This is a genomic window from Bradyrhizobium sp. BR2003 (genome assembly GCF_009720285.1).
Classification (GTDB): Bacteria; Pseudomonadota; Alphaproteobacteria; order Rhizobiales; family Xanthobacteraceae; genus Bradyrhizobium; species Bradyrhizobium elkanii.
On sequence record NZ_SMYJ01000018.1, the window covers coordinates 1 to 22,882 of the forward strand.

At 65.6% G+C, this 22,882-nt stretch carries 18 protein-coding genes and 1 pseudogene; 13 read left to right on the plus strand and 6 right to left on the minus strand.

Features of this window, described 5'->3' with window-relative positions; translation table 11 throughout:
* From E2I15_RS12475 to E2I15_RS12495, 5 genes and pseudogenes are all read right to left on the minus strand, one after another.
* Window positions 1-1,927: autotransporter assembly complex protein TamA (locus tag E2I15_RS12475; RefSeq protein WP_155262350.1), on the minus strand; the 1,927-nt coding region annotated here is incomplete at its 3' end.
* 409 nt (window positions 1,928-2,336) lie between these two features.
* Window positions 2,337-3,032 (minus strand): response regulator transcription factor, encoded by a 696-nt coding sequence (locus E2I15_RS12480; protein ID WP_137481503.1) that lies wholly within the window; start codon window positions 3,030-3,032, stop codon window positions 2,337-2,339.
* Window positions 3,022-3,408, minus strand: a complete 387-nt coding sequence (locus E2I15_RS12485) for a response regulator transcription factor (RefSeq protein ID WP_349629377.1) — start codon at window positions 3,406-3,408, stop codon at window positions 3,022-3,024. The genes E2I15_RS12480 and E2I15_RS12485 overlap by 11 nt, the downstream gene beginning before the upstream one ends.
* Window positions 3,401-4,051: a response regulator transcription factor gene (locus E2I15_RS12490; protein ID WP_016847675.1), complete on the minus strand. Its 651-nt coding sequence runs from the start codon at window positions 4,049-4,051 to the stop codon at window positions 3,401-3,403. Before E2I15_RS12490 ends, E2I15_RS12485 begins: the two co-directional genes overlap by 8 nt.
* Window positions 4,048-5,922 (minus strand): annotated as a pseudogene (locus E2I15_RS12495) (PAS domain-containing sensor histidine kinase); the annotation flags it as partial. The pseudogene E2I15_RS12495 and the gene E2I15_RS12490, both read right to left, overlap by 4 nt.
* Before the next feature lie 742 nt (window positions 5,923-6,664).
* Between E2I15_RS12495 and E2I15_RS12500 the strand changes: the two are divergent.
* The gene (locus E2I15_RS12500; protein WP_246668235.1) at window positions 6,665-7,648 is read left to right on the plus strand and encodes a helix-turn-helix domain-containing protein; all 984 of its coding nucleotides are present in this window, start codon (window positions 6,665-6,667) and stop codon (window positions 7,646-7,648) included.
* 61 nt (window positions 7,649-7,709) lie between these two features.
* Here E2I15_RS12500 and E2I15_RS39200 read toward each other — a convergent pair whose 3' ends face one another.
* Window positions 7,710-7,922 (minus strand): hypothetical protein, encoded by a 213-nt coding sequence (locus tag E2I15_RS39200; protein ID WP_170991672.1) that lies wholly within the window; start codon window positions 7,920-7,922, stop codon window positions 7,710-7,712.
* Between E2I15_RS39200 and E2I15_RS12505 the strand changes: the two genes are divergently transcribed.
* From E2I15_RS12505 to E2I15_RS12560, 12 genes are all read left to right on the plus strand, one after another.
* Window positions 7,921-8,748 carry an alpha/beta fold hydrolase gene (locus E2I15_RS12505; RefSeq protein WP_137481742.1) on the plus strand — a complete coding sequence of 276 codons (828 nt, stop codon included), beginning with the start codon at window positions 7,921-7,923 and terminating at the stop codon, window positions 8,746-8,748. The genes E2I15_RS39200 and E2I15_RS12505 overlap by 2 nt on opposite strands.
* Window positions 8,749-8,865: 117 nt before the next feature.
* Complete coding sequence (locus E2I15_RS12510; protein WP_137481507.1) at window positions 8,866-9,609, plus strand: SDR family NAD(P)-dependent oxidoreductase; 744 nt, start codon at window positions 8,866-8,868, stop codon at window positions 9,607-9,609.
* 1,005 nt (window positions 9,610-10,614) lie between these two features.
* The gene (locus E2I15_RS12515) at window positions 10,615-11,865 is read left to right on the plus strand and encodes an ABC transporter substrate-binding protein (protein ID WP_137481509.1); all 1,251 of its coding nucleotides are present in this window, start codon (window positions 10,615-10,617) and stop codon (window positions 11,863-11,865) included.
* 136 nt (window positions 11,866-12,001) lie between these two features.
* On the plus strand, window positions 12,002-12,820 hold the full coding sequence (locus E2I15_RS12520; protein WP_016847806.1) for a helix-turn-helix transcriptional regulator: 819 nt from the start codon (window positions 12,002-12,004) through the stop codon (window positions 12,818-12,820).
* A 120-nt stretch (window positions 12,821-12,940) separates the two neighbouring features.
* Window positions 12,941-13,951 (plus strand): branched-chain amino acid ABC transporter permease, encoded by a 1,011-nt coding sequence (locus E2I15_RS12525; RefSeq protein ID WP_137481511.1) that lies wholly within the window; start codon window positions 12,941-12,943, stop codon window positions 13,949-13,951.
* Window positions 13,952-13,954: 3 nt separating this feature from the next.
* Window positions 13,955-15,040: a branched-chain amino acid ABC transporter permease gene (locus E2I15_RS12530; protein ID WP_137481513.1), complete on the plus strand. Its 1,086-nt coding sequence runs from the start codon at window positions 13,955-13,957 to the stop codon at window positions 15,038-15,040.
* Window positions 15,033-15,815, plus strand: a complete 783-nt coding sequence (locus E2I15_RS12535; RefSeq protein WP_021075866.1) for an ABC transporter ATP-binding protein — start codon at window positions 15,033-15,035, stop codon at window positions 15,813-15,815. Before E2I15_RS12530 ends, E2I15_RS12535 begins: the two co-directional genes overlap by 8 nt.
* Entirely contained in the window at window positions 15,808-18,018 is a 2,211-nt protein-coding gene (locus E2I15_RS12540; RefSeq protein ID WP_137481515.1) for an ABC transporter permease, read from the plus strand. The genes E2I15_RS12535 and E2I15_RS12540 overlap by 8 nt, the downstream gene beginning before the upstream one ends.
* 3 nt (window positions 18,019-18,021) lie before the next feature.
* The gene (locus tag E2I15_RS12545; RefSeq protein ID WP_137481517.1) at window positions 18,022-18,855 is read left to right on the plus strand and encodes a phosphoenolpyruvate hydrolase family protein; all 834 of its coding nucleotides are present in this window, start codon (window positions 18,022-18,024) and stop codon (window positions 18,853-18,855) included.
* Window positions 18,856-18,879: 24 nt separating this feature from the next.
* The gene (locus tag E2I15_RS12550) at window positions 18,880-21,774 is read left to right on the plus strand and encodes a flotillin family protein (protein WP_137481519.1); all 2,895 of its coding nucleotides are present in this window, start codon (window positions 18,880-18,882) and stop codon (window positions 21,772-21,774) included.
* A 9-nt stretch (window positions 21,775-21,783) separates the two neighbouring features.
* Window positions 21,784-22,221 (plus strand): SRPBCC family protein, encoded by a 438-nt coding sequence (locus tag E2I15_RS12555; protein ID WP_137481521.1) that lies wholly within the window; start codon window positions 21,784-21,786, stop codon window positions 22,219-22,221.
* A gap of 216 nt (window positions 22,222-22,437) precedes the next feature.
* A complete protein-coding gene (locus E2I15_RS12560) occupies window positions 22,438-22,881 on the plus strand; it encodes an SRPBCC family protein (RefSeq protein ID WP_137481522.1) in 444 nt (147 codons plus the stop codon).
* The last annotated feature ends 1 nt before the right edge of the window (window position 22,882 follow it).

The window sequence follows — 22,882 nt, forward strand, 5'->3', positions numbered from 1 at the left end:
CGTCAAGGCGGATCGGGCCGACCGGCGTCAGATAACGCAAGCCAAGTCCCGCGCCGTAGCCCACATAGTCGTCGAAGCCAGGCAGGGACGATCGGGAGGCGGTGCCAAAGTCGAAGAAAGGCACGAGACCGATGGTGGGCGTGATCCTGACCCGCACCTCGGCTGAGCCCTCGATCAGGCCGCGACCACCGGTGATCTGACCGAACATCATCGGCGAAATGGTGTTGAAGCCGTAACCGCGCACGGATCCGCCGCCGCCGGCGAAGAAGCGATGTGCATCCGGAATCTGGTCGAGCGGCGCGCCCGCAAGCGAGCCTGCGGCCAACCGACCCGCCAGCACGTAGTCGGCCTGCTCGTCGAGCGCATAGTAGGCCGAGCCCGCAACCCGCGCTTCGAACAGATCGATCGTGGAACCCATCAGCTTCGGATAGGCATTGACGGTCGCCGAGAGGCGCACACCGCGCGTCGGGTCGAGCGGATTGTCTGTCGTGTCGTAGCGGCCGGTCGCCGTGAAGCCGATCAAGGTCGCATCGACCCGCCCCAGCACGTCCTGCGATTTCGATTGCTCGACCTGAAGACCGGCCTGCAGCGAAGCCACCTCCGAAAAGCGATGGATCACGCCGAACGTGCCGCGCACCGTGTCGTCAGTGTAACCGCCGAGGTCGTTGTTGCCGACACGCTCGCGGAACGCGGTGGCCTCGATCAGAAGATCGTTGGCCGTACCGAACAAGCCTGGCTTGACGAAGGTGCCGGTAAACCGTGCGCCGAAATCCGAGGCGCTCAGATTATTGAAGCCAGTGAAGGACGTGCCGTCGATCCGTTGCAGGAGCGAGCCGGATGCTTCGAGCCTCAGGCGCTCGCCGCCGCCGAATATGTTCCGATCCTCGTAATAGCCTGCAATGCCGGGACCATCGACGGTGGAATATTTTGCCGAGAGGCCCACCGCGTGCCTTGGCCTTTCCGTCAAATCGATGAAGACCGGCAGGTTGCCATTGGCATCGAGCTTGTCGGCCTCGCGGACGCGAATTCCCCCGATGGCCGGGATCTTTGCGATCGAGGTTTTCGCCAAGGCGAGCCGCTCTGGCGAATAGGGCTCGCCTTCCCTCAGGTAGACGTGCGTGGCCACCACTCGCGGATCGACGTCTCCGCCCGAGATCGTCACGGCGCCGATGCCGGTCTTGGGGCCCGCTTCGACCCGCAACCGAAAGTCCATCGCGGCGGCGGCATGATCGACGGTGGCCTTGACGTCGGCGACCTTCGCGAGCGGATGTCCGTTGCTGCGGAACCAATCGACGAGCTTCACCTGCGCGGCGCGCAGGTCGGCAGAGATTGCGGGATCGCCAGACTTCAGCGCAAACGCGCGGCGCGGCAATCCCTGCGGCGCTTGGTCGCGCGGATAGTCTAGATCAACGGCGCGCAGCTTGAACAACGGACCAAGTCGCGCGATGACCTTGACGGGCACAACGGTCCGATTGCGAAAGCTGTCGGCCCGGCGCGCCGCCGCGGCAAGCCCGGTCTCGTCGAGGGAGATTGGAACTCCATCTATCGTCACATCGATCCGGGCGTTGTAGCGGCCAAGCCCCCAAAGGGCATCGAGCAGCGGATTGACATCTGCCTGCAGTCGGCGCGCGAGACCTTCCCCGTCCGGCGGCGGTTCCTGTCGGAGGCGATAGGTGCCGGCGGCATCGCGCAATGCCTGTTCGGCGTCGCTGTCGTTCTTGCCATCCGGCGTCTTGGCTTCGATCTCCAACCGATAGGACAGCGTCGTGGCGCTGACCGGCGGCGGATCGTCGGAACCGAACAGACCAAAGAAATCGAGCGCGTGGGCCTGCTCGCACAGCGAGCAACCGACGACAGCGACGCACGCTGAACGGAGGACCCGTCGCGCTGCAGCGATGAAATACCTTTGCCTTGCCCGCCCCAGCAAAGATGGCAGGCATCGTCGCACCACAATTTGCTTGATTGTTCCGCTCCGCCCGCCTGTTGACACGACCCGAGTCTTTGCACCTCGGGTTCCGGCGATCCCCTGTCTCCGCGTTCAACAGGCACCACACGCGAAGTTGATAGACTCATGATGGACAATGTTGGGCAAACCCAAGGGAACCTCGATGTTCGTCGCAGTTATCCAATCTCCGATGCGCGCCGCCATCGGTTCCGGCAACCACGTCTTGCGAGCAATCCGCCACGCGCGTCGCGTCATGAGCATCACTTGGCACTGACGCTGGAACCGTCGGCTGATCAACCGAGAGCCCGTCATCGGGCGGCGCGTTGTTCCAACCGCTGATCGAGTTCTTGCCCAGCCTGGCGGAAGAGTGCCTGCTTCGCTTCCGCCAGGATCATCCGTCGACGGCGGTCTCGCGCACCGCTTTCGGCAGCGTCTCCCAGATCCGGATGAGGTCGCCGATCGAAGTAGCCTGCAGCTTGCGCATGACGTTGGAGCGATGCAGCTTCACCGTCACCTCGCTGATCCCGAGCTCGAAGGCGATCTGCTTGTTGACGCCACCATGCGCAACCCTGTGAAGCACTTCGCGTTCGCGCGGCGTCAGCGTCCTGACGCGTTCGAGATAACCCTTGACGACCAGGGCCTGCTGTCGGCGCGCCGCATCCATCGTGATGCCGGCGAGCACGGCGTCGAGCAGCGCCTGGTCGCGCACCGGCTTGGTGAGGAAGTCGATGGCGCCGGCCTTCATCGCTTGCACGGTCATCGGAATGTCGCCATGTCCGGTCAGGAAGATGATCGGCTTGGGATTGCGGTTCTGGACCAGATCGGCTTGCAGGTCGAGACCGCTGGAACCCGGCATCCGCACGTCGAGGATGAGGCAGCCGGGGCGTTGCAGGACATCCGCCTCGAGCAACTCCCTGGTGGAAGCGAAGCCGATCGACTGGAAGCCGACCGACAGGATCAATTCGGATAGCGCCTCTCGCACCGACGCGTCGTCATCGACGATCAGGACGACTGGTTGCGCGGCATTGTCGCCCGGCAGCGGCCGGGTTGACGGCGGTCGTCGTTGCAGCAGCGCATCAATCCTCATTCTTCCCATCCCCTCCGCCGCGCAGGGCATCATCCACCGCGGCGAGCAGCGCCCGGCCATCGAACGGCTTGCGGAAGAATCCGCTCAATCCCTGCGCACGGCTCTGATCTGCCACCTCATGGCGGCCGCTGATCAGGAACACCGGCAGGTCCGGCCGCTGCTTCAAGGCGCGCCTGCGAAGCTCGAAGCCATCGACACCGGGAATGCCGACATCGGTGATGAGCACGTCCATGTTGGCAAAGCCGGCAGCGAGCAGCGCCTGCGCCGACGAGAAACAGCATGTGTGATAGCCCGCGGATTCCAGCAGCTCCGCGAGCGATTCAACCAGCCTCGGATCGTCGTCGACAACTGCGACAACCCGCCCACCCTTACTCACGATCGGTCCCTCCGCCGCGCCGGGAGTGGGTGACGGGAATTTCCAGCCGTTGCGCACTGCGCACGAGGTCGGCGAGCGATGCCGCTGCCATTTTCTGCATCACATTCCTTCGATGGATCTGGAGCGTCACCTCGCTGATGCCGAGTTCCGCCGCCGCCTGCTTGTTCATGAGGCCGCTGACCACGAGCGGCAGCACGTCACGCTCGCGCGGCGTCAGGCTGAGGTAACGCTGCCGCAACCCGCAGAGTTCGGCGCGATCCGCCCTCCTGACCCGGTCCTGGGCGATCGCCACCCGGATCGCAGCCATCACGTCGTCATCGCTGAACGGCTTGGTCAGAAAATCCAGCGCGCCATGCTTGATGGCACGAACCGACGACGGGATATCGCCATGCCCGGTGATGAACACGATCGGCGGATGATCGCCCTGCGCGATCTGCCCCTGCAGATCGAGCCCGTTGATGTCGGGCAGCTCGACGTCGAGCACCAAGCAGGCGGGCAGGTCCGGCTTCTCGGCATCGATATACGCCCCGGCCGAAGCGAACGTCGCGGTCTCGACGCCATGCGAGGCCAGCAGCTCACTCAACGCCTCGCGAATGCGCTCGTCGTCGTCCACGATGAAGACAATCTGCTCCTCGGCCGTCATGTCGCCCTGTTCGCCTCGATCGGCAATGTGAAAATGAAGCTGGCGCCGTGCGGCTCATTTTCTTCCGCCCACAAATGCCCGCCATGCGACTCGACGATCGAGCGGCAGATTGCGAGGCCCATGCCCATCCCGGACTCCTTCGTCGTGAAGAACGGCTGAAAAACCCGGTCAGGGAACTCGACGCCCGGACCGCGGTCGCTGATCCTGACCCGAACCGCATCCTCGATCCGATCGAGGCGGATCCGGATCGATCTGTCGCCGACGGCCCGCTCCATGGCCTCCATGCCGTTGCGGATCAGGTTGCTCAGAACCTGCTGGATCTGGACGCGATCGACGGTCACGGGCGGTATGGCGGATTCGACATCGATATCGAGCCGGATGCGACGCCGCACGGCCTCTTCGGACATCAGCTCGCGCACTTCGGCGATGATGCTGCCCAGCTCCGCGCTGTTTCGCTTGTCGAGCGATTGCCTGAACAACGCACGGATGCGGCTCACGACATCGGCGGCGCCGTTCGCATCGCGGATGATCCGCTCGACCGTCTTGCGCGCCCGCTCCAGGTTTGGCGGGTCCGCCGTCAACCAGCGCTGGCAGGCGTGCGAATTGGCCACGACGGCGGCCAGCGGCTGGTTCACCTCGTGCGCGATCGAGGCGGAAAGCTCCGCAAGACTCGCCGCCTGGCTTGCACCGGCAAGCTCGGCCTGCGCCATTCGCAACTCTTCCTGTGTCCGCACCTCGGCGTCGATGTCCAGACAGATCACGTTCCACTGCACGATGGCGCCATCGGCGTTGCGCATCGCGCCGGCGCGGGTCTCGACCCAGCGATACTCGCCGTCGAAACGCCGCAGACGGTGCCTGCGCGCATATGGCTCGCCCGACGCCAATGAGTGCGCGTATCGCTCCTTGACGCCGTCAAGGTCGTCGGGATGGACGCCGGCGTCGAGCGTCGCTTCGAGGCGCCCCTTCTCATTGCCGTCGAGTTCCTCGAGATTGTATCCGAGAAACTCGCGGAGCTGGCGGCTGCGATAGATCGGCTCGCCATCCGGCGCGGCGCAATCGATCATGGCCGGCAATGTCTCGACGAGTTGGCGCAGCGATCGCTCGCTCTCCTTCACCGCTTCCTGCGCCGTCACCAGGTCGTGGATATCGACGCTCACGCCATACCACTGGATGATATCGCCGGCATCGTCACGCAGCGGCTCGGCGCGGGTCTCCGTCCAATGGTAGGCACCCCCGGCGCGGAGTTGGCGATAGATCATGACGTAAGGCTCGCCCGTCCTGAATGAGTGGGTGATCGCCGCAATCGCGGCCGCCCTGTCGTCCGGGTGAACGACACTCAGCGAGGGCGATCCGTCGGGCGCCGTGATGTCTTCGAGGGAAGCACCGGTTGCGACCTTGAACCGCTTGTTGACATAGGTCGGTGTTCCATGCGGCGTCGTGCTCCAGATCAGCGCGGGCACCGCGTCGATCAGTTGCTGAAGCTGTCGTTCGCTCTTGCGCAGCGCGTCCTCCGCCTGTTTCTTCGCCTCGATATCGATCATCGTGCCGTACCAGCCGGCCAGCTCGCCCTGCTCATCGCGCGACAGCGAACCGAACGACCGAAACCAGCGATAGGTCCCGTCCGAGCCGCGCACCCGATACTCGGCGTCGAACGGGAGACCGGTCTTCAGCGAATGGCGGCGGATGTCCATCACCTGCGCATAGTCGTCGGGATGGATCGCGCGCCGCCAGCCGGCATTGTCGAGGATATGAAACAGCCCGGTCTTGTCCGCGAGCTCGCCGAGATAGGACAGCGTACTCGCACTCACATGGGTGATGTGACCATCCGGGCTTGCCGACCAAGTATAGGCCGGCATGCTCTCGATGATCCGCATGGCCTGCACCGCATCGGCGCTCAGCTTTGCCGACGACGGGATCGCGACGATCTCGCCGATGCAAAGCGCGAGGACAGCGAACAGCGCCAGCAATAGCGCGGGGCTCTGGGGGGCGTGCGCAAGGAAATACGCGGCAGTCGCGCCGGCGAACGCGACGCCCCACACGACCCGCAGCAGCAAGACACCCCGCCGATCGACGTAGAGGTACAGGGCGGCAACCACGGCCAGCAGGCCGAAGGGCGATTTCGTGAGCCAGCTTGCGGTAACGCCGGCGAGGCAGGCCGCGATCGCAAGCAAAGCGCGCTGCATGTTGGGCTGCCCTGTCCGCGACAGGTAAGCCTTGAGATCAATCTTGGGCTCGACCTTGGGCTCAATTCTGGGACCAGCCTTAAGATCGGCAGCGTTGTGTTTGGCGCTATTGGTCAAATGAGGGCCGGAGTTGGTGAAGCTGGGCGGTTTACGCCCCGATTGTACCCCCGCCGCGCCCGGGCCGCACCTCATGGAAACCCATGTACGCCGGCGTCTCGTTCGCAATCCGGACCAATCGCCACAGTGGCGGACGCGGGACGACCTGACGACTGGCGAACAGAGGCTATCCCGCGGCACAGTATCGCCATCTCGGAAACCGTGCCTTTTTCCCCGCATCGCGGCCGACTGGCATGCCGGCCGCGCACTCACGATCCGGGAAAGCCGTCATGCTCGATATCACCGGCACCGTCAGCGGCGCGAAGGCAAATCCATGAGCAAGCCTGTCCCGCACAACCTTCCGAACGATCGGCCGGCTACATCGGACGACCGCCCGGATGGCTCGCCGCTTACTGACCAGCGCTCGGCCAATACCGAAATGGCACGCGTGCTGAAGACGAGGCCGGTTCGCTTTGCGCTGGAGCCGTCCGGCGGCTCGATCGCATATTGGCAACACGATCCGGTGCATGAGATCGTCAAGCCGATGGCCGACCATGTCATCATGGCCTATCCCGCCGGCATTCAGCGGCTCGAGCGCCGGAGTGGAAAATCGGTTGCGATCGGCACCGCGCGCCCCGGGGTGGTGACGGTCATTCCCGCCGGCGCGACCTCGCGGTGGGATGTCGTTGCGGCCGGTTCGGCGGGCCGCGCGGATTCGCCTCAACTCTTGAATCTGATCCAGCTCTATCTTCCGCACACCACGCTTGAGCGCATTGCGGGCGAGGCCGATCTGGGTGCTCCGGCTGATCTGACCGAACGGATCGGACATCCCGACGCCATCACGGCGCGATTGCTGACCAGCGGGGCCGATCTCCTTGAGAACAACACCGCCCTGGATATTCTGTTCAGGCAACAGCTGACGGACCTGCTGGCAACGCGCCTGCTGGTCGCGCATTCCGGCTCCGCTATCAAGGTACCGCCGGCGGTCGGCGGGCTGTCGCCTTCGGTGCTTCGTCGCGCCATCGAGCGCTTGCGCTCGGACAGCGATGCGGACGTCTCGCTCGCTGCGCTGGCGTCCGATGCGGGGCTGTCACGCTTCCACTTCTGCCGCGCCTTCAAGGAAAGCACCGGGCTCTCGCCGCATGCCTTCCTGCGCCAGCACCGGCTCGAGCAAGCCATGAAGATGCTGCGCGACACCGACGCGTCCGTCGTCACGGTGTCGGCCGCGCTCGGCTACGCCTCCCAGACCGCGTTTGCTGCGGCCTTCAGGCGGTTGACCGGCGATACGCCGACCAATTGGCGGCGCCGCGTGCGCTAGCAGCAATTGCGCTGCAACGGTCTCAATCGCTCTGGGGCAGCGGCGCAATTGACGGCGTAAATCAGCAGCATGCCCACGCCAACAACACGGAGACAAACAAGATGGTTTGGAACAACTCGGTCACCCGCCTCGCGCGGACGTCGCGACGAAAGCTGCTCACGGCTTCCATCATGTCGGCAATGTCGCTGACAATTCGCTCGACATCCGCCGTCGGCAAGGAAACAAAAGCTCCGACCGGGACCGGCGAAACGACGCCGCCCGTCACCTCGATCATGACAAGAGATGGCGTGCACATCTTTTACAAAGATTGGGGACCGAAATCTGCCCAGCCGATCGTCTTCCACCACGGCTGGCCGCTCAGCTCCGACGACTGGGATACCCAGATGCTGTTCTTCCTCAGCCGGGGCTACCGCGTCATCGCACATGATCGACGCGGCCACGGCAGGTCGAGCCAGGTCAGCGAGGGGCACGACATGGATCACTACGCGGCTGATGTCGCGGCCCTCGCCGAGCATCTCGATCTTCGCAATGCCATTCACATCGGCCACTCCACGGGCGGCGGCGAGGCCGCGCGTTATGTCGCGCGGCACGGCAGGGATCGTGTGGCGAAGCTGGTCCTGATCGGTGCGGTGCCGCCGCTGATGTTGAAGACCGAGGCCAATCCCGGCGGCCTGCCCATCGAAGTCTTCGACAACCTGCGCAATCAGCTCGCCGCCAACCGCGCGCAATTCTATTTCGATTTCGCGTCCGGCCCGTTCTACGGTTACAATCGTGCCGGTGCCGAAACATCGCAAGCGGTGATCTGGAATTGGTGGCGCCAGGGCATGAGCGGAAGCGCCAAGGCGCACCACGACTGCATCAAGGCCTTCTCGGAAACCGACTTCACCGATGACCTGAAGGCCATCGCCGTTCCCACGCTCGTTCTGCATGGTGGCGACGACCAGATCGTGCCGGTCTCCGATTCCGCCGTGCTGTCGGCCAAGCTGCTGCAACACAGCCAGCTCAAGGTCTACGACCTGCTGCCGCACGGCCTCTGCACCACGCAGCCCGGCATCGTCAACGCCGACATTCTCGCGTTCATCTCGGCCCGAAGGGCTTGATGATGAATCGGGTGTCGAGCCCGGCCTAGGCTTACCTCTTCTCGATGGGGAGAGGTGAACCTCTCTTGCTGCTCGCGCTCGACTTCACCTCAATCGCAGTTTCGTAAGGACAATCACATGAACGACAAGGTCATCATCCTGACCGGCGGCACCTCCGGCATCGGCCGCGCGGCCGCGCTCGCCTTCGCACGGCAAGGCGACAAGGTGCTGGTCACCGGCCGCCGGCCCGGCCCTCTTGAGGAAACGGTTGCCGAGCATCCGAACATCGCGGGCCTGATCGCGGATGCCGCCTCCGCCGATGACGCGCGGCGCACGGTCGCCAAGGCGATCGAGGCCTGGGGCAGGCTCGATGCGGTCATCAACAATGCCGGCGCCGGCGCGATCCTGCCGCTGGAAGACGCGACGGCCGACCGGATCGCGGACATCTTCGCGGTCAATGTGGTCGGGCCGAGCCTGCTCACCGCAGCCGCGCTTCCGCACCTGAGGGCGACGCGCGGCGCCATCGTCAACGTCTCCAGCACCTACGGACACAAACCGGCGGCGGGCCTGTCGCACTATGCGGCGAGCAAGGCGGCGCTGGAGCATTTGACCCGCTGCTGGGCGCTCGAGCTTGCGTCGCTCGGCGTGAGAGTGAACGCGGTTGCGGCGGGGCCCACCGAATCCGGCGCGCTCACCGGCATGATGGGTCTCACCGACGAGCAGGCGGCAGCCATCAAGGAGCAGGAACGCGCGCGCATCCCGCTTGGACGACGCGGCCTTCCGGATGACGTCGCCGGATGGATCGTGCGGCTCGCCGGTCCTGCCACGCAATGGATGACCGGTCAGATCATGACCGTCGACGGCGGACTGGAGCTGGCGTGAGCGCGCCCCCTGCCACTGATTTGCCCGACGACGCAAGCCCCGCAGCAAAAAATATTTCGCTTTATCAGAAGCGCAACTCGGTATATGGTTTCCCTGTCTCACCCGATCGAGGGGCGCTGCGCATCGTCACGGGTGTTGCGGTGAGATGCGGTGGACGCCGATTGCGCAACTGACGAGTGCGCATGCGGCGGACGGTGAAGTCGTGTGGTCCTGACGCCCTAGCGGCAGGTGTCCTCTCGCAAAGCGCGTAAACGCTTTTGCGAAGGCGGTGACAACAAAGCCCAGTCTCGCCGGGGAGAGCACGAAGCAAGCCGTAAAACCATCGCGCAGGGAAAGCCGGGTTGTTCCCGGTTACACCTGTGGTCCTACCCCCGAGCTTTCTACTCATTGCTCGGGGCCCATGGGTGCGATCGGCGCCCGGCTTTCCCTGCGCCCTCTGTTCTCAGAGCGGCGAAACGAAATGCAAAGCTCGGGCAAATTATGTCGCGAGAATGCGGAGTTGTGACCACAAGCAGCGCAACACACTCGGCGTCGTCCTGGCGGAAAGTCAGGACCCGTAACCACAAATGCTAATTGTTGAACGATGCTGGGACGACGAGTCCCGTTCTCAACACCCGCTGCGGCGTATGGGTCCCCGCTCCCGTGCGCAATTGCGCACTAGGCGGGGACGACGTGGGGAAGGTCTCGGATGCTCTGATTCTCCCCGATATCATGCCCGCGAAGGCAGGCGATCCGGTCCGCCGCAGCTTCTCGACTCAAGCTCCTGGTCTCTGGAATACGGGATCACCTGCATGCGCGGGTGATGACACTGAACAAGCTCCGCGGCATTGCGTCGCGAACCGCGCTGCGGCGCAACAATCAAAATGAGACTGCCCGTTAAGCCGGCTAGCGCCGACGACATCCGCGCCGCGCCCGCATTCGGCTAGCTTTGCCGGCAACAACCGGACGCCCATCAGCCTTCGCACGCCAAGTGGACGCCGGCGACAACACAGAGGGAGGAGCGCGATGTTGAAAGGCAGTTTGGGACTGATTGCGTTGAGCAGCCTGTTGCTTTCGGGCACGGCGTTCGCTCAGGAGAAGATCAAGGTCGGCGTCACGGCGACGCTCGAGGGCACCTATACGGTGCTCGGCGAAGATGGCATGCGCGGCCACCAGACGGCGCTCAACGTGCTCGGCAAGAAGATCGGCGACAAGGAGCTCGAATTCGTCGTCGCCTCGACCGATGCGACGCCGGATTCCGCGGTGCGCGCGGTGCGTAAGCTGATCGAGCAGGACAAGGTGCAGATCCTGCTGTCGCCGCTGTCCGGCGACGAAGGCATCGCGGTGAAGAATTTTGCAAAAACCCATCCGGAGCTGACCTTCGTCAACGCCGCCTCCGGCGCGCAGGAGACGACCTATGTCGATCCGGCGCCGAACTTCTTCCGCTTCAACATGGACGGCGCGCAGTGGCAGGTCGGCCTCGGCAAGTACGCCTATGAGACCAAGGAATATCGCAAGATCGCGACCGTCGGCGAGGACTACTCCTTCATCTACACCCAGGTGTTCGGCCTGGTGCTCGAATTCTGCGGCGCCGGCGGCCAGGTCACCAACCGGCAATGGGTGCCGCTCGGCACCAAGGACTTTGCCTCGGTGATCGCCGCGCTGCCTGACGACGTCGACGCGATCTATCTCGGCCTCGGCGGCGCCGATGCCGTCAACTTCCTCAACCAGTATCAGCAGGCCGGCGGCAAGGCGCATCTGATGGGCGGCTCGATCATGATCGACCAGACCATCCTGTCGTCGAAGGGCAACGCCAAGAACGCGCTGATCGGCACGATCGCCGCGAGCGGCCAGGCCGATACGTGGGAGGATCCGGGCTGGCAGAAATTCGTGAAGGCCTATCAGGATGCCTTCCCGCCGGCCAAGCGCTTCCCGAGCCCGTCGCTGCTCGCCACCAACTATTACGGCTCGACCATGGCGCTGATCCTGGCGCTGCGGCAGGTCAACGGCGATCTTTCCAACAACCAGGCCAAGCTCAAGGAGGCGCTGGCCAAGATCGAGATCGACGCGCCGAACGGCAAGATCAAGCTCGATTCCAACCGCCAGGCGATCGGCACCAATTTCGTCACCGAGGTGGTCGATGACGGCAAGGGCGCGCTGTTCAGCAAGGTCGTCAAGGTGATCCCGAACGTCAACCAGACGCTGGGCTACGATCCGGCGGTGTTCGCCAAGATCGGCCTGCCGAGCCGCACGGTCCCGGAGTGCAAGAAGTACTGACGTATTTGCTGCATTGCAAGCACGCGACCGTGGCGACGGCGCGCGGTTGCATGATGCGCCCTGCTCGCCCTTGCTTTCCGCGGGCGGATGATGAACGCTTGTCGAAAAGACAAGAACATCCCGCGGGAGGGGAGGCATGAGCAGGGCGCTTGCCGTCTTCCACGGCCGGTTCGGTCGCGCGACGGTCTATCAGTTGAACCGTCCCTTCAACGTGCATGCGCACCGCGAAGGGCATCTGATATTTCATGTCGGCGGAACGCCGGCGCAGATCGACGTCTCGGAGCAACGGCTGCTGCTCAAGGACGATACCGTGGTCGCGGTCAACCCGTGGGAACCGCACAATTTTCTGCCGACCGACATGGACCACGGCGCGATCTTCTTCGTGCTCTATGTCAACGCCGAATGGTTCGCGCCGCAGCCCGCGACGGCACAGGGGCTGCGGTTCGGCCGCACCTTCTTTCCGCGCACCGAAGCGCTCGACCGGCTGATCCGCCGCACCGCAGCACTGGTGTGCGGCGCGCCGTCGCTGCGCAGCCTCGATTGCGAGCTCCGGCAGCTGATCGACTCCTGCTACGAGGAGAGCTGGCAGGCGGCGCAGGACGCGCGCGCGGCGGCCGCGGTGACCGATTTTCGGGTGCGCAAATCGATCAAGCTGATGTCGGAAAGCCCCGGCGCCGAGATCGAACTCGATGCGATCGCGCGCGAGGCCGGGCTGTCGCGGCCGCATTTCTACCGGCTGTTCCGCACCCAGACCGGCGTCACCCCTCACCTCTACATGAACACGCTGATCATGGAGCAGGCGCTGGATGCGCTGGTGGCGACCGAGACGCCGATCGCCGATATCGGCTTCGACCTCGGCTTCTCCTCGCAGAGCGGCTTCACCCGCTTCTTCGCCGCCAATGTCGGCATGGCGCCGACCGACTATCGCCGCGCCGCCAAGGTGTTGCGGCCGTGAAGCAGTTCCGGAGCACACGATAAAAGATACTGTCGATCAAATCCGAAGCTTTCGCCCTCGATAGGATACCGGACACGCGGCCCGGCAGACGGTCGCGACCAGTGAGGGAACGCGACGGAGATGGCCAGGTTCATCGAACGCCATCCGGCCTGGGCGCTGATCGTGATCATCGCGGTCGCGGTGCTCGCGTGGCTGGTGGTCGCGATCTGGCCGCCGGGGCTGGAGGCCGCGATCGGCCGCAAGCGCGTGTTCCTCAACGCGGTGCTGAACGGCATCACGCTCGGCGGGCTGTACTTCCTGGTGGCCAGCGGCTTCACGCTGATCTTCGGCCTGATGCGCAACGTCAACCTTGCGCACGGCTCGCTCTATCTGTTCGGCGGCTATGTCGGCTACGCGATCAGCAGCTGGACCGGGTCGTGGCTCCTCAGCTTCATCATCGCCTTCATCGCGGTGGCGCTGGTCGGCGTGACCCTGCAGCTCGTCGTGTTCCGACGCATGGAGGGCCAGGACCTCAGGCAGACCATGGTGACGATCGGGCTCTCGATCGTGTTCGCCGACCTGATGCTCTGGGTGTTCGGCGGCGACTTCTACCAGATCCAGACCCCGAGCTGGCTGATCGGCCCGATCCAACTGCCGCTGCTGACCGCGATCAAATCATCGGGCGAGCCGGTCTATCTGCAATACCCGCTGGTGCGGCTGGTGATCTTCGCTGCGTCGGTCGTGATAGGAATCGCGATGTGGCTGGCGCTCAACCGCACACGGATCGGCATGATCGTGCGCGCCGGCGTCGACGACCGCGACATCCTGGCCGCGACCGGCGTGCGGATCCAGCTGGTGTTCGTGCTGGTGTTCGCGCTCGGCGCGGGCCTTGCCGGCATTGCCGGCGTGGTCGGCGGCACCTTCCAGTCGCTGTCGCCGGGCGAGGATACGCGGTTCCTGCTCGCCTCGCTCGTGGTCGTGATCGTCGGCGGCATGGGCTCGATCCCGGGAGCGGCGCTCGGCGCCCTCATCATCGGCCTCGCCGAGCAGCTCGGCTCGGTCTACATCCCGACCTACGCCATCGTCGTCACCTTCCTGATCATGGTGCTGGTGCTGGCGCTGCGGCCGCAGGGCCTGCTCGCGAGGCGATGACAGATGTCGCTGCTCCAGAGCACCCAATTCCGCCCCGATCCATCCGCCAACGCGACCCGCCGCGCCTTGGTTCGTGCTTGGCCGGAATTCCAGAACCCTGTGGCCTGGCTGGTCGCGCTGATCCTCGTGATCATGCCGCTGATTGCCAACGGCTTCTTCCTGATCGAGATCTTCGCCACCACGCTGATCCTCGGCATCATCGCGCTCAGTCTGATGTTCCTCGCCGGCTATGGCGGCATGGTCAGCCTGATGCAGCTCACGATCGCGGGCTTCGCCGGCTACATGGTCGCGGTGTTCGGCGTGAGTGGCAACGCCAACATAAGCCTCGGCTGGCCGTGGTGGCTGGCGACCCCGATGGCGCTGGCGCTGGCGACGCTGTTCGGCACGCTCGGCGGCGCGCTCGCGGTGCGCACCGAGGGCATCTACACCATCATGATTACGCTGGCGATCGGCGCCGCGTTCTACTACTTCACCAACCAGAACTGGGCCATCTTCAACGGCCACACCGGCATCAACACCGTCGCGACGCCGCATTTCTGGGGCGTCGACTGGCGCGCCGATATCGCCTTCTATTATGTCACGCTCGGCATCGCCGCGATCTGCTACTTCGCCGTCCAATATGTCTCGCGCGCGCCGTTCGGCCTCGCGTTGCAGGGCGTCCGCGACAATTCCCGCCGCATGGCGGCGCTCGGCTTCAACCCCAATGCGCACCGCATCGCGGCCTACGCCTTCGCCGCCTTCATCGCCGCGCTCGGCGGCGTGCTGCAGGTCTGGAACTACCGGCAGATCTCGCCCGGCTCGGTCAGCGTCGGCGCCTGCATCGACGTCCTGATCATCGCCGTGGTCGGCGGCATCACGCGGCCGATCGGCCCCTTCATCGGCGCATTGATCTTCGTGCTGCTGCGGACCTTCGCGCTCGACGTGCTGATCAAGTTCGGCCTCGACGGCAATCGCTTCCGGCTGCTGATCGGACTCGGCTTCCTCGCCATCGTGTTCTGGTCGTCCGACGGCGTGATCGGCCTGTGGGAACGCTGGCGGCGCCGCAGCGCGTCCTCGACGCAACGTTCAGGCGGAGGCCGCCATGGATAGCGTCGCGCAGCGGCTGTCCGTGGTCGGCGCCGGCGCGGCGCTCGAGCTGCGCGGCGTGACGCGGCTGTTCGGCGCGCTGGCGGCGCTGACCGATGTCACCATCACGGTGCGGCCCGGCGAAAGGCGCGCAGTGCTCGGTTCGAACGGCGCCGGCAAAACGACGCTGTTCAACTGCATCACCGGCGACTTCCCGCCCTCCTCCGGCACGATCCGCTTCTTCGGCGAGGACATCACCCAATTCCCGCCCTATGAGCGCATCCGCCGGGGCTTGCGCCGCACCTACCAGATCTCGGCACTGTTTCCCGGCCTGACCGTGCAGGACAATGTCTACCTCGCCTGCCGGGGCGTCTCACGCGGACGCTTCTCGTTGCTGCGCCCCGGACAGAACGACGCGCTGATGCATGCGACCGAGACGCTGGTGCAGGCGGTGCACCTCGCCGGCGTCAAGGACCAGCGCGTCGCCGAGCTTGCGCATGGCCAGCAGCGCCAGCTCGAAATCGCGCTCGCGCTGGCCGGCGCGCCGCGCTTCATCCTGTTCGACGAGCCGGCGGCGGGACTGTCGCCGACCGAGCGACGCGAGCTGATCGAGATCCTGACCTCACTGCCCGCCCATATCGGCTACATCATCATCGAGCACGACATGGACGTCGCGCTGCGCGTCGTCGAAAGCGTGACGATGATGCACAACGGCCGCATCTTCAAGGAAGGCCTGCCGCGCGAGATCGAATCCGATCCCGAGGTGCAGGAGCTTTACCTCGGAGGCGGCCATGAATGACCGCCGCGCCGTGCCCGCGCTCGAGGTGAAAGGCCTCGACGTCTATTACGGCCATTCGCACGCGCTGCAGGGCGTCGATCTGACGCTCGATAGCGGCGTGTTCTCGGTGGTCGGCCGCAACGGCATGGGCAAGACCACGCTGTGCAAGGCGATCATGGGCCTGGTGCGCGCCAGCAATGGTTCGATCCGGATCCGAGGCGAGGAGGTCACGCGGCTGAATCCGGCGCGGATCGCCCGGCTCGGCGTCGGCTATGTGCCGCAGGGCCGGCGGCTGTGGCGCTCGCTGACCGTTGACGAGCACCTTGCCCTCGCCGGCGGCCTGCGCAGTGGCGCCTGGACCATCGAGCGCATCTACGACACCTTCCCGCGGCTCGCCGAACGCAAGAACAACGGCGGCAACCAGCTCTCCGGCGGCGAGCAGCAGATGCTCGCGATCTCGCGTGCGTTGCTGACCAATCCGCGGCTCCTGATCATGGACGAGCCGACCGAGGGCCTTGCGCCCGTCATCGTCGCCCAGGTCGAGGACATGCTGCTGCGCCTCGGCGATGAAGGCGACATCTCCGTCCTGGTCATCGAGCAGAATATCGGCGTGGCGACGGCGGTGTCGCGCAACGTCGCCATTATGGTCAACGGCCGCATCAACCGCATTATCGACTCCGCGCGCCTTGCGACCGACCGCGAGTTGCAGCAGCGATTGCTTGGTGTCGGCACCCACGGCGCGGACGAGACCGACGCCGAGGCTGCGCCGGCGAAAGCCGAAGCCGCCGGCACGCCGCAGCCGGAGCACAAGGGACCGATCCGCATCTACATCTCCAATCCCGTGCTGCCGACGCGCTGGTCGCAACCGATACCGATTGCCCGTATCGAGGCCGCCGCGCGGACGCAATCAGCCGCCGTCAGGCGTATCGAGGAGACAACCCGCACGCACCGCGAACCGGCGACCTCGAGGATATCGGGGCCTCCCGTCGTGCTAGTCGTCGGCACGCTCGACACCAAGGGCACCGAGCTCCGCTTCATCCGGGACATCATCGCGGGCAGCGGCCTGCGCACCCGACTGGTCGACGTCTCGACCAGCGGCAAGGCGGCAAGTTGCGACGTCACCGCGCAGGAGATCGCCCTCAACCACGGCCGCGGCGGCTCCGGCGTATTCGGCGCCGATCGCGGCGCCTCGGTGACGGCGATGGCGGACGCCTTCGAGCGATGGCTGCGTCGCCAGGGCAATATCGCCGGCATCATCTCCGCCGGCGGCTCGGGCGGCGCGTCGCTGGTCGCGCCGGGGATGCGCGCGCTGCCGGTCGGCGTGCCGAAACTTATCATCTCTTCGGTCGCGTCCGGCGACGTCGGTCCCTATGTCGGTCCCGCCGACATCACCATGATGCATTCGGTGACCGACGTGCAGGGTCTCAACTCGATCTCGCGCACGGTGCTCGGCAACGGCGCGAATGCGCTGGTCGGCATGGTCAAGGCGCGGCTCGATGAGCAGGCCGGCAAGCAGCGCGACACGCGCGCTCATCTTCCGGCGATCGGCATCACCATGTTCGGCGTCACCACGCCGGCCGTGCAGAGGATCGCGGCCGACCTGCGCGAGGATTTCGAGTGCCTCGTCTTCCACGCCACCGGCGTCGGCGGCCGCTCGATGGAGAAGCTGGTCGAGTCCGGGCAACTCGCGGGCGTGATCGACCTCACCACGACGGAGGTCTGCGACCTGCTGATGGGCGGCGTGTTCCCGGCGATAGAGGATCGCTTCGGCGCCATCATACGCAGCCGCGTGCCCTATATCGGCTCGGTCGGCGCGCTGGACATGGTGAACTTCGGCGCACCCGACGCGATCCCGGAGCGCTATCGGCAACGCAAATTCCACGTCCACAATCCGCAGGTCACGTTGATGCGGACCACGCCGGACGAGAACGAGCGCATGGGCCGCTGGATCGGCGAACGGCTCAACCAGATGGACGGGCCAGTGCGCTTCTTCCTGGCCGAGGGCGGCGTCTCCGCGCTCGATGCACCCGGCCAGCCGTTCTGGGACCCGGAGGCCGATGCGGCGTTGTTCCGCACGCTGGAGCGCACCGTGCGCCAGACCGGCAACCGGCAGATCATCCGCATCAAGCGCAACATCAACGATCCCGAGTTCACCGCCGCCATCGTCAGCGCGTTCCGCTCCTTGCTGGGACGCGCCGGTGGTCGGCGGAGAGTGGCGAGGTGACCCATGGCCAGGTTTGAACGCACGGCGCTGTTGAAGAAGTTTCACGCCATGATCGCACGCGGCGAGCCGATCGTCGGCGGCGGCGCCGGCACGGGACTGTCGGCGAAATGCGAGGAGGCCGGTGGCGTCGACCTGATCGTGATCTACAACTCCGGCCGCTACCGCATGGCCGGCCGCGGCTCGCTCGCCGGACTAATGCCCTATGGCGACGCCAACGCGATCGTCGTCGAGATGGCCGGAGAGGTATTGCCGGTCGTGACCAAGACGCCGGTGCTCGCCGGCGTCAACGGCACCGATCCGTTCCGCGATATGGACGTGTTCCTCGACCAGCTCAAGGCGCTTGGCTTTGCCGGCGTGCAGAACTTCCCGACCGTCGGCCTGATCGACGGCACCTTCCGCGCCAACCTCGAAGAGACCGGAATGTCCTACGCGCTCGAGATCGACATGATCGCGAAGGCGCATGAGAAGAACATGCTGACCACGCCCTATGTGTTCAGCGAGCAGGAGGCCGCCGCGATGGCGATCGCCGGCGCTGACATCATCGTCTGCCACATGGGCCTGACCATCGGCGGCACGATCGGCGCGCAGACCGCGCCAAGACTTGCCGACTGCCCTGCCCGCATCGAGGCCTGGGCCGAGGCCGCGCTCAGCGTCAATTCGAACATCATCGTGCTCGCGCATGGCGGTCCGATCGCGGACCCCGCCGACGCCGATTTCATCATGAAGCAGACCCGCAACTGCCACGGCTTCTACGGCGCCTCCTCGATGGAGCGCCTGCCGGTCGAGCGGGCGCTGACGGATCAGGTTCGCAAATTCAAGGCGATCGGCGCGCGCTAGCCGCCGTGACCAAGGGAGGAAGAGATGTCGGGGATGCTGGTCGGTGAATTGATCCTCTGGCTCATCGTCGCAATCGTCGCGATCGTCATCATCGTCTATGTCGTGAACTGGCTGTATCACCGTTCGTCGAAGGAGGTCTCCTTCGTCCGCACCGGTTTCCTCGGTGAGCGCGTGGTGATCAATGGCGGCGCCTTCGTGCTACCGTTCATCCACGACTACACGCCGGTCAACATGAACGTGCTGCCGATGGGGATCGTGCGCTCCCGGCAAGACGCGGTGATCACCCGCGACCGGATGCGCGTCGACATCGAGGCAGATTTCTACGTCCGGGTTCAGCCGACCCGCGAGGCGGTCTCGATCGCCGCCGCCACGCTCGGCCGCCGCACCATGGAGCCGCAGCAGCTGCACACCCTGCTCTCTGGCAAGTTCATCTCCGCGATCCGCTCGGTCGCCTCCGAGATGACGATGGAGCAGATGCACGAGCAGCGCGGCGACTATGTCGCTCGCGTCAAGGCCAATGCCGCCGAGGCGCTGGCGCAGAACGGCCTCGAGCTGGAGTCGGTCGCAATCACCGATCTCGACCAGACCGACCTCGAATATTTCAATCCCTCGAACCGCTTCGACGCCGAAGGCCTGACCCGGCTGATGGAGGACATCGAGGCCAAGCGCAAGCTGCGCAACGACATCGAGCAGGACTCGATGATCAAGATCCGCTCCCGCAATCTCGAGGCAGAGCGGCAGGCGCTGGAGATCGAGCGCGAGAGCGAGACCGCTCGTCTCGAGCAGGAACGCGATATCGAGATGCGCCGTGCCCTGCAGCGCACCGAAGTCGCCCGCGAGCGCGCGCTGCGTGAGACTGAGTCAGAGCAGGCCCAGATTGCGGCGCGCGAAGCCATTGAGAAAGCGCGCATCGCCAACGAGCAGGCGATCACCGAGGCCCGGATCGCTTCGGAGCGCGAGACCCGGCACAAGGAGATCGAGCGGACGCGGGCGGTCGAAGAGAAGGAGCTGCTGGCCCGCGAGGAGATCGAGAAGGTCCGGATCGCCAACCAGCGCTCGGTCGACACCACCCGCATCGCCTCCGAGCGCGAGGTGCGCCAGCGCGAGATCGAGCGGATGCGCACGGTCGAGGAAGCCGAGATCGCTGCTCGCGAAGCGATCGAGAAGGCTCGCATCCAGCAGGACCGCGTCGTCACCGATGCCCGCATCGCCAATGAGGAGGAGACCCGGCGCCGCGAGATCGAGCGCACCCGCGCGGTCGACGAGGCCGAGATCGCCGCCCGCGAGGCCACCGAGAAGGCGCGGATCGCCCAGACCATGACGGTCAATGTCGAGCGCATCTCCTCGGACGAGCGCACCCGCGCGCTGGAGATCCAGCAGGTCCGCACCATCCAGGAAGCCGAGATCGAGGCGCAGAAGGCGGTCGAGGCCGCCCGGATTGCCCGCGAGAAGACGCTGGCCGCCGAACGCATCGCCGCCGATCACACCACGCGCAAGCTCGAAATCGAGCGCAATCAGGCGGTCGAGATCGCCGGGATCAGTGCCCGCGAAGCCACCGAAGCGTCGCGGATCGCCCAGGAAGAGCACGTCCGGGCGCTCGAGATCGCGCGCACCCGTGCGATCGAGGAAGCCGATATCGCCTCCCGCGAGGCGATCGAGGCGGCGCGCATCTCGCAGGAGAAGTCGGTCGCCGCGCAGCGTATCCGGGCCGAGCGCGAGACCCGCGCGCTCGAGATCGAGCGCACCGGGGCGATCGAGGCCGCTGAGCTGAAGCGCCGCGACGCGGTCGAGCGGCAGCGCATCGATGTCGAGCTGACGCTGGAGAGCGAGCGGATCGCCTCCTCCAGGACCCGCGAGGTGCTCAACATCGACCAGAAGAAGGCGATCGAGCTCGCCGACGAGGAGCGCGTGATCGCGCTCGCCGCCAAGCGCTCCGAGCGGATCGATGCCGACCGGCAGGTCCGGCAGGCCGAGATTGTGGCGCGCAAGGACATCGACACCACCGACGTCTCGCGCGAGCAGGCGCTGGAGGCGGCCCGGATCGAGCGGCGCCGTGCGATCGAGCAGCTCGAGGTCGCCCGCAACCAGTCGCTGCAGGAGGCCGAGATCGTCGCCCGCGAGGAAGTCGAACGTGCACGGATCGCGTCGGACCGTGGCCTCGACGAGGCCCGGATCGGCCGGGAGCGCGAGCTGCGCAAGCTCGAGGTCAACCGCGAGAAGGATGTCGAGACCGCGCTGATGGAAAAGGCCATTGCGCTGCATCAGAAGTCACTGGAGGAGTCCGCGGCGCGCGCCGCGGCCGAGGACGCCCGGATCCGCGCGACCGAAGCGGCCGAGCGCGTCGTCACCGCGCGCGAAAGCGAGATCGCCAAGCGGCGAAAGACGGTCGAGGTGCTGCTGGCCGAGAAGCAGGCCGAGGAGACACGGATCGCCGCGGAAGCCGAACGCGTTCGCGCCGCGGTCGAGGCCGAGGCCCAGCGCCTGCTCAACGAAGCCGAGAACGTGCTCACCGACCAGGCGCGCTACTCGCTGTTCCGCCGCAAGCTGCTCGACCGCATCGAAGGCATCGTGCGCGAGAGCGTCAAGCCGATGGAGAAGATCGAAGGCATCCGCATCCTCCAGGTCGACGGCCTCAACGGCAATGGCCATGGCAACGGCACCGGCCGCAGCGCCACCGACGAGGTGATCGATTCGGCGCTGCGCTACCGCGTGCAGGCGCCGCTGATCGACTCGATCCTGTCGGATATCGGCGTCGAGGGCGGCAGTCTCGCCAAGATGCCCGGCCTGATCCGCGAAGCCCGAGACATGCAAGGCATCAAGGACTCCGCGCGAAAGAGCGGCGGCGACGCCAAGCCGGCAGCGCCCGAGGGCGGCGGCGAGCCGGCGCGCCCTGAGCGCACGCCGCGCAAGAAGGACTGAGCTGACGCCATGGCACGGGTTTACGTCTCCACCGTCGTCAACGCCCGCAACGACCGGGTCTGGGCCCGCGTCCGCGATTTCAACGGGCTGCCGAACTGGCATCCCGCGATCGCGGAAAGCCGGATCGAGGGCGGCGAGCCCTCCGACAAGATCGGCTGCATCAGGGATTTCCGGCTGCGCAACGGAGATCGCATCCGCGAGAAGCTGCTCGGGCTGTCCGACTACGACATGTTCTGCACCTATTCGATCCTGGAATCGCCGATGGGCGTCGAGAACTACGTCGCGACGCTGCGGCTGACGCCGGTCACCGACGGCGACCAGACCTTCCTGGAATGGACCGCCGAATTCGACTGCGCACCGGAACGCGAGGCGGAGCTCGTCAACAATATCGGCGGCGGCGTGTTCCAGGGCGGCTTCGACGCGCTGAAGCGGGCGTTCGGGGGATAGCGGAATGCACAGATCAGGTATCTCCGAGCAGACGGTCCACCTCTCCCCTTGCGGGAGAGGTCGGATCGCATCGCAAGATGCGATCCGGGTGAGGGGTTGCGGACCTTCGTGGGGCCTATGCCCCCTCACCCGGCGCTACGCGCCGACCTCTCCCCGCTGGGGAGAGGTGAGGCACGCGGCTCGAGACATCAAAACCTCAGCTATTGGATTTTGACCGTGCCGCATATCGTCAAAAGCACGATCCTGGATGCACCGACCGATGCGGTGTGGGCCGTGCTGCGCGATTTCAACGGTCATGACCGCTGGCATCCTGCGGTTGCAACCAGCGGCATCGAGCGCGCGCAGCCGTCCGACAAGATCGGCTGCGTCAGGCGCTTCAAGCTGAAGGACGGCGCCGAGCTGCGCGAGCAATTGCTGGCGCTGTCCGATCTTGAGCAATCGTTCAGCTACTGCCTGCTCGATACCCCGATCCCGATGTTCAACTACGTGGCGCATGTCCGCCTGCTGCCGGTCACCGACGGCGACCGCACTTTCTGGCATTGGGAGTCGCGCTTCACGACGCGGACCGAAGATAGCAAGCGCATCACGCAGATGGTTTCGGAAGACATCTACCAGGCCGGCTTCGATGCCATCCGCCGGCATCTGAAGGAGGCCGCGTAAG

Coding starts and splice junctions, on each gene's coding strand:
- E2I15_RS12480 (WP_137481503.1), bottom strand. CDS start 3,032: ATGAGGATTGATGCGCTGCTGCAACGACGACCGCCGTCAACCCGGCCG.
- E2I15_RS12490 (WP_016847675.1), bottom strand. CDS start 4,051: ATGACGGCCGAGGAGCAGATTGTCTTCATCGTGGACGACGACGAGCGC.
- E2I15_RS12500 (WP_246668235.1), top strand. CDS start 6,665: ATGAGCAAGCCTGTCCCGCACAACCTTCCGAACGATCGGCCGGCTACA.
- E2I15_RS12505 (WP_137481742.1), top strand. CDS start 7,921: ATGACAAGAGATGGCGTGCACATCTTTTACAAAGATTGGGGACCGAAA.
- E2I15_RS39200 (WP_170991672.1), bottom strand. CDS start 7,922: ATGATCGAGGTGACGGGCGGCGTCGTTTCGCCGGTCCCGGTCGGAGCT.
- E2I15_RS12510 (WP_137481507.1), top strand. CDS start 8,866: ATGAACGACAAGGTCATCATCCTGACCGGCGGCACCTCCGGCATCGGC.
- E2I15_RS12515 (WP_137481509.1), top strand. CDS start 10,615: ATGTTGAAAGGCAGTTTGGGACTGATTGCGTTGAGCAGCCTGTTGCTT.
- E2I15_RS12520 (WP_016847806.1), top strand. CDS start 12,002: ATGAGCAGGGCGCTTGCCGTCTTCCACGGCCGGTTCGGTCGCGCGACG.
- E2I15_RS12525 (WP_137481511.1), top strand. CDS start 12,941: ATGGCCAGGTTCATCGAACGCCATCCGGCCTGGGCGCTGATCGTGATC.
- E2I15_RS12530 (WP_137481513.1), top strand. CDS start 13,955: ATGTCGCTGCTCCAGAGCACCCAATTCCGCCCCGATCCATCCGCCAAC.
- E2I15_RS12535 (WP_021075866.1), top strand. CDS start 15,033: ATGGATAGCGTCGCGCAGCGGCTGTCCGTGGTCGGCGCCGGCGCGGCG.
- E2I15_RS12540 (WP_137481515.1), top strand. CDS start 15,808: ATGAATGACCGCCGCGCCGTGCCCGCGCTCGAGGTGAAAGGCCTCGAC.
- E2I15_RS12545 (WP_137481517.1), top strand. CDS start 18,022: ATGGCCAGGTTTGAACGCACGGCGCTGTTGAAGAAGTTTCACGCCATG.
- E2I15_RS12550 (WP_137481519.1), top strand. CDS start 18,880: ATGTCGGGGATGCTGGTCGGTGAATTGATCCTCTGGCTCATCGTCGCA.
- E2I15_RS12555 (WP_137481521.1), top strand. CDS start 21,784: ATGGCACGGGTTTACGTCTCCACCGTCGTCAACGCCCGCAACGACCGG.